The 10699-nt window shown below is 41.1% G+C and carries 11 protein-coding genes; all 11 read right to left on the minus strand.

From position 1 onward, the window contains the following. Window positions 1-129: 129 nt before the first annotated feature. Window positions 130-1320 (minus strand): N-acetylmuramoyl-L-alanine amidase family protein, encoded by a 1191-nt coding sequence (locus O3599_RS09425; RefSeq protein ID WP_247939389.1) that lies wholly within the window; start codon window positions 1318-1320, stop codon window positions 130-132. Window positions 1321-1372: 52 nt separating this feature from the next. After that, window positions 1373-2269: an NlpC/P60 family protein gene (locus tag O3599_RS09430; protein WP_247939388.1), complete on the minus strand. Its 897-nt coding sequence runs from the start codon at window positions 2267-2269 to the stop codon at window positions 1373-1375. Between the two features lie 279 nt (window positions 2270-2548). Beyond that, window positions 2549-3181: a response regulator gene (locus O3599_RS09435; RefSeq protein WP_371512690.1), complete on the minus strand. Its 633-nt coding sequence runs from the start codon at window positions 3179-3181 to the stop codon at window positions 2549-2551. Window positions 3182-3194: 13 nt separating this feature from the next. After that, complete coding sequence (locus tag O3599_RS09440) at window positions 3195-4190, minus strand: sensor histidine kinase (RefSeq protein WP_247939386.1); 996 nt, start codon at window positions 4188-4190, stop codon at window positions 3195-3197. Next, window positions 4187-4885, minus strand: coding sequence for a cell wall-active antibiotics response protein LiaF (liaF, locus tag O3599_RS09445; protein WP_001224649.1), 699 nt, complete (start codon window positions 4883-4885; stop codon window positions 4187-4189). Before liaF ends, O3599_RS09440 begins: the two co-directional genes overlap by 4 nt. Window positions 4886-4962: 77 nt before the next feature. Continuing rightward, a complete protein-coding gene (gene fni, locus O3599_RS09450) occupies window positions 4963-5973 on the minus strand; it encodes a type 2 isopentenyl-diphosphate Delta-isomerase (RefSeq protein ID WP_247939385.1) in 1011 nt (336 codons plus the stop codon). Next, window positions 5957-6964, minus strand: coding sequence for a phosphomevalonate kinase (locus O3599_RS09455; RefSeq protein WP_247939384.1), 1008 nt, complete (start codon window positions 6962-6964; stop codon window positions 5957-5959). Before O3599_RS09455 ends, fni begins: the two co-directional genes overlap by 17 nt. Further along, window positions 6951-7904, minus strand: a complete 954-nt coding sequence (gene mvaD, locus O3599_RS09460; RefSeq protein WP_247939383.1) for a diphosphomevalonate decarboxylase — start codon at window positions 7902-7904, stop codon at window positions 6951-6953. Before mvaD ends, O3599_RS09455 begins: the two co-directional genes overlap by 14 nt. Beyond that, complete coding sequence (gene mvk, locus O3599_RS09465; RefSeq protein WP_247939382.1) at window positions 7886-8764, minus strand: mevalonate kinase; 879 nt, start codon at window positions 8762-8764, stop codon at window positions 7886-7888. Before mvk ends, mvaD begins: the two co-directional genes overlap by 19 nt. Window positions 8765-8886: 122 nt before the next feature. Then, window positions 8887-9891, minus strand: coding sequence for an N-acetylmuramoyl-L-alanine amidase family protein (cbpF, locus tag O3599_RS09470; RefSeq protein WP_247939381.1), 1005 nt, complete (start codon window positions 9889-9891; stop codon window positions 8887-8889). A gap of 208 nt (window positions 9892-10099) precedes the next feature. Continuing rightward, window positions 10100-10699, minus strand: a 600-nt coding sequence (locus O3599_RS09475) for an LPXTG cell wall anchor domain-containing protein (RefSeq protein WP_371512695.1), incomplete at its 5' end; no start/stop codon positions are given.

Here is a 10699-nt window from a genome sequence, read left to right on the forward strand (position 1 = left end):
GGAAAGGTACAGTTTCTTCTTAGTTTTCTTTAGGTTTCGAATATAATTTTATAAAAGATGTTTAGTGATGGCTGATTACAGTAAAAAACGAATCGCCCACACATCCCTCATTAGGCGATTCGTTTTGTCTTACTTAACAACAGAAACATTTCCTGTTGAACTGTCGTATCGAACAGTTTCTCCATAAAAACCGGAAATTCCTTTTTCAATATAATCACGGAAATCATTAGGCAAAACTTTCATCTTCACGATTTCACCAGATTCATCTGCATAGCCCAAAATATGGTGATCTTTAGATAATAATCCGTCCATAAACATTATGAAATATCCAGTTACAAGTTTACCATTATGATCATTGGCATCTCTTAGATAAAGTTTATTGTCATTAATTGTAAATCCAGATGTGTCTAGACTAATAACTGGACTTGAATTTCTAAGATAAAGTTCAGATCCAACTTTTTGAATAGGGAAGTGAGTAGTGAATTCTGGTAGATTCGCAACCTTACGTCCATCAGCTCCAAAGTAATACTTATTTGGTAAGTTTTGGAAATTCTTTATGACAGCTTTAGGATCAATTTCTTCCCCTGGTTTTTTATTATCAGTAATGGCATCTAAAGTATTTCGTTTTATATCGCCAATCTTTTGATAAGAAAGACGTTCAACAATAGGTTTGATATACCAGGCATTCTTTTCGATAACAACTCCATCTTTCTTATGAACAAGGTGATAGTCATAACCATCAGACAAAGTAACGATATCTGTAATAACTGTATCATCAAAAGGATCTTGTTCAACTTCACTTGGAAGTCTGGTTAACATATAACCATCCTTACCAATGACATAACTTTCCCCATCGCTGGCTGGAACAGCTCTATCTGCTACCATAGCACCTGATTTTTCAAAGTAAGACCATTGACCATTTGCAGTCGCCCATCCTGTTGCCATAGCGCCACTGCCTTTTAGGTAGTACCAAGTAGACCCTTCTTTGTACCAACCTGTGCGCATAGCACCACTATTTGCGAGTGAGTACCAGGTGTTACCTTCCTTGTACCAGCCAGTGCGCATAGCACCACTATCTGCTAGTGAATACCAGGTGTTACCATCTTTGAGCCAGCCTGTCTGCATTTTACCAGAACCATCGAAGTGATACCAAGAACCAGCATTTTGTACCCATTTATTTTGGGCTAGACTACCATCTTGTGAAAGATTCCAGTCAGCACCATTTTTAACCCAAGTATCTGCAGCCTGTACTTGATTGATAGACAATAGTAGGCCAGCACCTGCAAGCAAACCAAGTGTAAGTAGTTTAGATTTTTTCATAGCCGTTTCCTCCAATTAGTAACAAATTATTTATGACATTTAAATTTTATTGTTACCAAACTCGTCTAGCTCCGTCAATAGATCCAATGTATTCATTGTTAGTTATGTTTACAAATTTTCTTACAGAATTTGCGTGGACCACTTGGTTACCGCCAATATTAATTCCCACATGCGCAAGATTATTAAAGAAAATTAAGTCTCCAGGTTTTTCACTACCAGTTACATCAATTCCTTGATTAAATTGAGTTCCAGTAGTAGTTCCTAAATCAATGTCAAAATTTTTATATATGGCATATGTAAATCCAGAACAGTCAACACCTACAGTAAGGTCTCTACCAGCAGGCTTATATGGCAAGACAGGAATTTTATTTGCAAACGTCTTAGCATATTCAGCTACAGCTTCTCCTTTATTTTCAACTAGATCTCCACTTGTCCTAAAGAAATAAGGGGTGCCTCCAACTCGATTGTAACCAGTTAGCATAGCACCATCATTTGACAGATAATACCACTTGCCACCTGGATTAATCCATTCATTTGATTTCATCCAACCTTGATCATCAAAATAATACCATTTCTCATCTAACAATTCCCAATGTTTAGCATACCCACCTGAAGTATATTTGAACCACCAGCGGCCATCTGTTTGCATCCAGGTTCCTTTATCATCTCTATTTTGATTAAATGCTATTTTTTCTTGATTGCCTTCTACTTGCGTTAATTCTCTAGGAGAAAATCCTACCAACTTAACTTTTTCTGCATCTTCAACCTTAATTTTACCTTCTTTAACAAGTTGATCAATTGCTTCTTTCTCGCTTGTATACTGTGAAGTTGTTTGTGATGTAGTCACTTTAGTAGTAGACGTTGTAGTTTCTGCACTAACTACATAAGTAGTTGATAACAAAGCTCCTGAAGTAAGTAATAAAGCTGCATAAGTAATATATTTTTTCATGACAAAAATCCTTTCTTCAAAATTCCTTAACGCTCTAGTGACCTTATTTTGATAATTTACGGAGACATACCTGTAACCTCCTTTTGGATTTTATATATCATTCTTATATTTAATATATTGTTTTATCTTTTTATAACTCTATTCTACTCCTCTATAAAATGAATGTCAATAAATAACATAAAAATATTGTGAAAAAAATATTTTATTGTGCTAGAGGTATTTACTCACTTCTTTGATACTCAACCCAGCCATTTCTCCAATATTATTTTTGCATATCTGTTAGAACTCCTCATCCCCCACTAAGTGGTGCTGAAAGGCATAGACTGCAGCCTGGGTACGATCGCTGACTTCAAGTTTGGCAAGGATATTGGACACATGAGTCTTGACCGTCTTGAGAGAGATAAAAAGTTCATCAGCGATACGCTGATTTTCATATCCTTTAGCGATGAGTTGGAGAACATCTCGCTCACGCGCAGTCAGGTCCTCATGTAGTTCTATGTGATTGCGGTGGTATTCGACTTTTTTGCTGACCTCTTGTTCAATGGCCAACTCGCCAGCAGCCACCTTACGGACAGCATGGAGTAGTTCGTCTGCACTAGAAGTCTTGAGCATATAGCCTCGAGCACCAGCATTTAAAACAGGCATGATTTTTTCATTGTCCAAGTACGAAGTCACAATCAAAATCTTAGCTTCGGGCCATTCTTTGAGGATGGCCAAGGTCGCGTCAATCCCATTCATCTCAGGCATGACGATATCCATGACAATAACATCCGGACGCAATTCCAAGGCCAAGTCAATGCCTTGAGACCCGTTTGCTGCCTCGCCCACAACTTCTACATCGTCTTGGAGGTCAAAGTAGCTTTTCAAGCCCAATCGGACCATTTCATGGTCATCAACTAGTAAAATTCTCATCTTTACTCCTTTATCATTCCTTGTCTAGCAGGGGAATACGGATATCAACCGCCAGCCCTTGCTTGGGAGCTGTCAACAACTGAACCGTCCCTGCCATATCTTCAACCCGCTCCTTGATATTGCGGAGTCCATAACTCAGGTCATCTAAACTCCCTAGCTGAAAACCAATCCCATTGTCCACCACCTTCAGTTGCAATTCAAAATCCGTCTGATAGAGATATACATCCAAACAAGATGCCTGAGCATGGCGAAGAGTATTGCTGATTAACTCTTGCAGGATACGGAAGATATGCTCCTCGATTTTCTTAGGCAATTGCGTCACATTTTGCTTGAAACTAACCTTAAGATCACTCTTGTCCTCAAGCTCTTTTAAAAGAATCTGAATTCCTTCAACCAGACTCTTCTGCTCCAGCTCAACTGGTCGCAAATGCAGGAGCAAGACTCGCAAATCCTTCTGGGCCGTTTCTAAAATAGCTGTGACACTCTGCAACTGGGTCTGCATCTTTTCTCTATCCAATTTCAAAGCCTGCTGACTGATACCCGATAAAATCATGTGAGCCGCAAACAACTCTTGACTAACTGTATCGTGCAAATCCCGAGCAATCCGCTTTCTTTCCTTCTCGATGATTTCCTCTTCCTGATCAAGACTGTGATTTTCAGCCTTTTGAAGTGCCTCTGTCAGAAGATTAAGTTTACCTGACAAGGACTTGAAACTGGCATCCAAGTCTGGATCTGCAACCTGAACCACTTCTTGCCCTGCCAATAAACGCTTGAGATTAGCCTGCATTTTTCTTAGAGAAAGCTCTTCAACACCTCGCCAAAACAGGGCTAAGAGGCAGGTCACGGACATGCTAAATACCAACAACAAAAAGACAAATTTTTCTGTTTTTTCGACATCCTGCAAGAAAATAGACCAGTCAAAATCAAGGATTTCCAGCAAGCTGTGGGAGAAAAATAAGACAAACAGGATAGAGGTAAGAGCAATGATTACATAAGCTTGTTTTTTCATCCTCTGACCACCTCCACATCTCCAATCATAGTGGTCAAGAAAATCTTGACACTCTTATTACTCTTGAGATAGTCTTTCGTTTCCTGATGATAGTGTTCATTGCGAAGGGCTCGCTTGGGCTGATTGAAAAAAGTCAAATCCCCATAGAGACAGTTAACGCTAAGACTGACTTCCACATCTACAGGCACAATGATTTTGGTCGTTCCTACCATCTTTCTGAGAATAATGACATTATCATGATTGGTTAGGATGACCCTCTCCAGATGAATGGTGTCCTTACCCATGAGACGAAAGAGATTGATATCATCAAACTGGCAAGTTTGGTAGCTTGAAAAATGATGGAGATTTCCAAACCAACGATTTTTCTCCTTCTTAACCGTCACCACCTCTTCAAAAACCAAATTTGTCTGCTCTTTTTCCTGATTCATCATCGGATAAAGAAGAAAGAGACTGTATATAACCGCAACAAAAATGGCTAGAATCACAAAGGGATTGAGCATGACGATGAAAAAGAAGAGAATGGTTGCCACCACTAAAAGAAGATTATTGCCCTCTTTACCAGTGTAATAGCGAATCAAAAGCAAAAAGAGGAATAGAATCAGCAGAAAACGCGAAAAATGCTCTGATACCATCAAAATCAGAGCTCCTGTCAGAAGACAGGCTTCGATAAATAAAAAGATCTTAAATTTTCTCATAGGTGCATCCTCTCCCTTCTATTTTATCACAATTCAAAAAAGTCACCTCAGTCTGAGGATGGAAAAAAAGGCGGTGGTTACGCCTTTTTCATCTGATCTTTTGCTTCTTTTAATTTTCCATAAAGAAGATAGTCTACTTTTTGTAAATCTGCTATGGTTGCACAATTAAGGGCACACATGATCAAGCGTAGATCTGCTTTCCAGCCTTGGATGATGCTAATCACTTCTTCAACCGTGTAGCTTTCAACCAATTCCAGAACGGTACGTGACAGGCCTACAGCCTTGGCACCAAAGACCAGGCACTTAATCATATCCAGCGGATTGCGAACCCCTCCACTGACCAAGAGTTCTACCTTGTCTTTCCAGTCTTGGGCATTGAGAAGGGCCTGCATAGTAGATTGCCCCCATTGATTAAGGTAATCACGCTGGCCACTGCGACGATTTTCGATATAAGCAAAGCTGGTGCCACCACGACCTGACAGATCAAAGGTTCGAACGCCCAATTCATAGGCTCTCTCGATGGTCTTCACATCCATTCCAAAGCCCACTTCCTTGAGGACAATCGGAACAGAGATTTGCTTGCTATAGTCTGCTAGATTCGATTGCCAGCATCTGAACTTCCTTTCTCCCTCAGGCATGAGCAATTCCTGCATGACATTGACATGCACTTGTAAAAGTAAAGGATTCATCTCCGTCACAGTCTGCAAACCAAGTTCAACCGGCTTATCCAATCCAATATTGGTTCCAAGAAGGAGATTTAGATGACTAGACTTAACAGAAAAAGAGTCATCTGTTGAATCTTTGAGGGCTGCGCTATAAGAACCCGTTACAAATAAAATACCACAGGCTTCCGCCACTTGAGCCAGCTTTTGATTGATTTCTCTTCCCTTATAGCTTCCACCCGTCATGGCATTGATATAGAAAGGAAAGTCCCACTTTCGACCAGCAAACTCTGTCGACAGATCGATTTCATCCAGGTCGTAAAGAGGCAAGGAAGAATGAATCAACTCCACCTCATCAAAGCTATTATAGGAACTTTTCTGCTCAAGGGCATAGCGGATGTGCTCATCCTTACGATTTGTCGTCATGTCCTATCCTTTCTTGGTATAAGAGCTCAATCCCCAGATCGGCCCAACGGTTTTTTAGGTTTTTAGTTGATTGCCCATCAAAACTCAAGGCAATACCACAATCACCACCACCAGCACCGCTACTCTTGGCAACAGATTGCAAATCTTGACTGGCTTCTTTCAACTGTCTAAGCGAAGGCGTGTAAATATCTGCACTCAAGCTTTCTAAGAGCTTACTGGCTACTTCTACTTGCTCGATAATTTTTTCTAATTCCCCCTGCTCCAAGGCTTCTACCAAAGAAACCACCGTTTCTTTTGAGGAAGTTAAAAAACTCTGATTGATGTTTTGCTTGATTTGCTGGACCATGTTACTAGACACAGCCACTTCCTTGGTCCATCCCACTAGGAAATCACATTCTAAAGTTGGTTTCACTTGCGAAATTGAAAAGCCCCACTCACGCCCTAAAACTGTCGCCAAATTTTCTTCTTCCAACCAAGCTACCACCTTCTGGCGATCAAATGACTGGTAGAGAACCAAATCCTCTGCAATGATACAGGCAAGGTCCCCCATAGAACCATTGTCGCCTCGCTTGAGCAAGACCGCGCTAGCCAGCTTGAACAAGAGCTCCTGATCAACAGAAACATCATACAGAGCCAGTAAAGCCTTGACAACCAAGACAACGACGCTGCCACTAGAACCTAAACCAAACTTTTTCCCTTCTCGTTCCATTTTTCCACGGATTTCTAGAGAAAAAGGTCTTAAAGTTTGACCTCGATAAACTAGGAAATCTTTCACTAAAGCAATCGTTTCTTGAATCAAGCTATAGTCAGAATTTGGCGTCAAATCCACTGCGAAATCAAACATATCCGAATAGATACGGTAACTATCAGAAAAAGCAATCTCCCCCTTCATATAGATGGGAATGGCCTTTATCAAGGCCAACTGCCCTGACTCTAAAATAGCATATTCACCTGCCCAATAGAGTTTTCCGCAAGTTTTAACAGTAATCATCTTGACTCAAATCCTTTGTTTTTGACACAATCAAGCGATAACGTTGAACGAAGATTTCTGATAAATGCTCCAAGTCTTTCTCTTGACATAGGACTTTGACATTGGGACCAGCATCCATAGTAAAGTAGCAGGCTTCCCCTTGCTCACGGAGCTGGCGGACAAAGTCCATGGCTTCATAAGATGCATCGGTCAGATAAGAAAAGGCTGGTGATGCAGTTTTGGTCGTAGCGTGCATAGCCAGGGCATTTTTTTCAGTCAATTCCCCAACCTTGGAAAAATCATTTTCCTTGAGATAAACCAGCATATCCTGATAATCCTTCTCAGACTGACGCACCCAGTCGTCAAAAGTCGTCGAAGTTTCCACACAAAGTTTCATCCCGTCACGGCTAGAAATTGGTTTTTTCTTATCCTCTAGCACCAACATAATCATAGCTAGTTTCAAGTCTGTCTCTACAGGGTAAATTTCCCCACTATCCTTATCCCAGGCACCGAGTGGTCCATAAAAACTCCGAGAAGAAGAGCCTGAGGCAAACTTAGCCTCCTGCGCCAACTGACTCCGATTCAAACCAAGCTTGAAATAAGCATTGCAAGCCTTGACCAAGGCAGACAAACCACTAGAACTTGAGGACAAGCCCGCTGCGGTAGGCATATTGTTTTTAGTATCAATACGAACAAAGCCCTCACCACCTGGACGGTAGCGGTCAATAATCTTACTCATCTTGGCATGCTCAGCCTCATTTTGTAACTGACCATTGATATAAAATGCATCAGAAGTCGCATCCGTCGATAGAGGCAACAAGGTCGTCTCTGTGTACATGTTTTCCAAAGTCAGAGAAATACTGCTAGTAGCAGGCACCATCTCCTTTTCTTTTTTCTTTCCCCAATATTTGATAATAGCAATATTTGCGTAGGAACGTACTGTTACAGGCTCTCTATCCATGTCTGAACAGCTCCTTTCTCTTCTAATCTTTCTGCTAGTTCTTGTGCTTGTGTCAAATTGTCTGCCAAGGCTATGATACAGCCTCCAAGCCCACCACCACTCATCTTGGCACCCAGAGCACCATGGTTAAGAGCCGTTTCTACCAGAGAATCTGCCTCAGGGCTACTAACACCAATTTCTTTTAGATGTAAATGCGCTTGACTGAGGATTTGCCCCAGTCCTTCAGCATCTTTTTGTAAAATCGCATCTTCTGCCTGCTGGGTCAATTCTCCCAAGGCATGCAAAAACGGCAGGGCATCCTTGCCCATGTTTTGAACCACTTGGATGGCTTCACGAGTGTGACCATAAACGCCCGTATCTGCAATGACCAAATAGGCAGATTGATTCATCTCAAGCTCTGTAAATCCTACGTTCTTGATAAAGCGAATAGGCTGGTCACTGAGACAGGTCTTAGCATCCAAACCACTTGGATTCATATGGGCAATCATCTCAGCCCGATTAACCAAGATTTCTAGTACATCATGAGGCAGATCAGCCTCATAATAGTCAAATACCGCACGAATGGCTGCTATGCTGATAGCAGCTGACGAACCCATTCCCCGTTTTTCAGGGATAGCCGAGTCAATCTCACAGCGAATGCAGGCTTCTTTGATATTCAAATACTCCAGAGAAGCATAAACTGCCATAGACAAAGTATCCTCCTCATAGAGGCGCCAAGGACTCGCTGCAGGAACTACCTTACAAGTCACCTCCACCTCTAAGAGAGGCAGGGAAATGGCAGGATAGCCGTAAACGACCGCATGCTCCCCTATTAAAATAATCTTACTATGTGCCTGACCGACACCAACTTTTTTTGTCATTTTTTCCTTTTACTAGACGAAAAAACCGTCTCATTTTTTCATACAAGTATTTATTCTTTCCTATCTATTTTATTATATTTTCACAAAAAAAGCGATTGTTTCCTTCACAATCGCTTCTTTCATTATTGAACCCATTCGCCATTATAGTTGACAGAATAGCCATCTACGGTCGTATTCACTGCCAAAGCACCTGAGCTATAAGCATAGTACCATTTGCCATTGACCTGGAACCAGCCTGTCTTCATATCGCCATTACCTGCATTTAGGTAGTACCAAGTTGAACCATCTTGATACCAACCAGTTGCCATTGCTCCTGATGAACGGAGATAGTACCATTTGTTCCCAAGGTTTTGCCAACCAGTTTTCATATCGCCATTTGGCTGATCTAAATAATACCAAGTTGAGCCTTCCTGATACCAACCCGTCGCCATGGCTCCTGATGAACGAAGGTAGTACCACTTATTGCCAAGTTGTTTCCAACCAGTTTGCATTGCAGCACTTGTTGTATCGAGATAGTACCAAGTTGAGTTATCATGGATCCAGCCACGCACTAGCTCCCCAACCGTTAAACTGTCGATACGAGCATCGAAGCCACTATCCTTCTGTAAATAATACCAATGCCCTTCGTCATAAATCCAACCAGTTTTTAAAGTGTGATAGCTACGCTGATCTTCAAAATAATAAACACGTTTTTCGTCTGGGGTATCATATTGTTCCCCATGATGTTTGTTGGTGTTTGTAGCAGTTTTTGCTTCTAAAACTTGCTTGCTAACAAATTCTTGTAGTACCCCATTTTGATTAAAGTAATACCATCTTGGCATTGGCATAGATTCTAATCTCAAACCATTTGGGTAAGGACCAATTGTACTACCTTTAGATGGAAACGGGATATATTGCCAGCCGACAACCATTTCTCCTGATACATGATCAAAATAATAGGTCTTGCCATCAATCACTCGCCAGTAGGTTTCTTTGAGGTCCCCCTTCTTGTAGTAGGTTCTTCCGTTTTCTTGGACAAATTTCCAACCCTCTGAATCAGTATCATCCGCCAATACTGTACTTGTCGCCAGTAAGCTAAAGAAAAAGACTGCTAATGCGATTTGCATCAATTTTATTATTATTTTCATTAGACGTATCCTCCTGCAAGGATTCTAGCAAAAATTCAATTGTATGTCAATATGACAGCCTTAAAATAATATAATAACGAACTATCATTTGATTCACTAGTAAAATCTCCTAGCAGGCTTTCCTGCTAGGAGATTTTCTTATGAGAGGTACTTGTTTAAACTTTGAAAATCGGACTTATCGTCTGATGTTCATCAAACAATCTACCAATTAAGCTTCTTCATCTTCTTTACGACGTCGACCTGCAAGACCAAGACCAAGTAATGCACTTGCGGCTGCTGCTACCATAGCTACAGTAGAATCTGCTGTACCTGTATTTGGCAATTCTTTAGCTGCTTTACGCGCATTTGCTTGTGCTGATGCTGTTTGACCAGCATTAGCTGCTGCTTGAGCAGTAGCTGGAGCTACAGCTGGTGTTTGGGCAGCTTGGTCATTAGCTGGAGTTGCATGATCAGTTGATGAAGCAACTTTCGCCATGAAGTTTTCGATACGTTTAACCATTGCATTCACTTCTGCTTGAGTTGCGTCTGCATTGGCAAATACTTTCTTAGCATCTGCTGATAATGCATTCGCTTCTTTTGCAGTTTCTGCATCAAGCTTAGCTGATTCTTTGATGATCAATTCATCTAGTTGACGAATAGCACCTTCTAACTTCGCTTTATCCACTTTTGCATCATTGTTAGTAGTTCCGTTACCGTTACCACTGTTATTGCCTCCACCATTTGATGGTACATATGGACGTTGTTTAAAGGTATCTTCTGCTGTCTTAGTTAAGTCTGCTGCTGGAATAACGGCTGTGTTTCCTGATGG

The organism is Streptococcus sp. 27098_8_103, from assembly GCF_041432345.1.
Taxonomy (GTDB): Bacteria; Bacillota; Bacilli; order Lactobacillales; family Streptococcaceae; genus Streptococcus; species Streptococcus mitis_BV.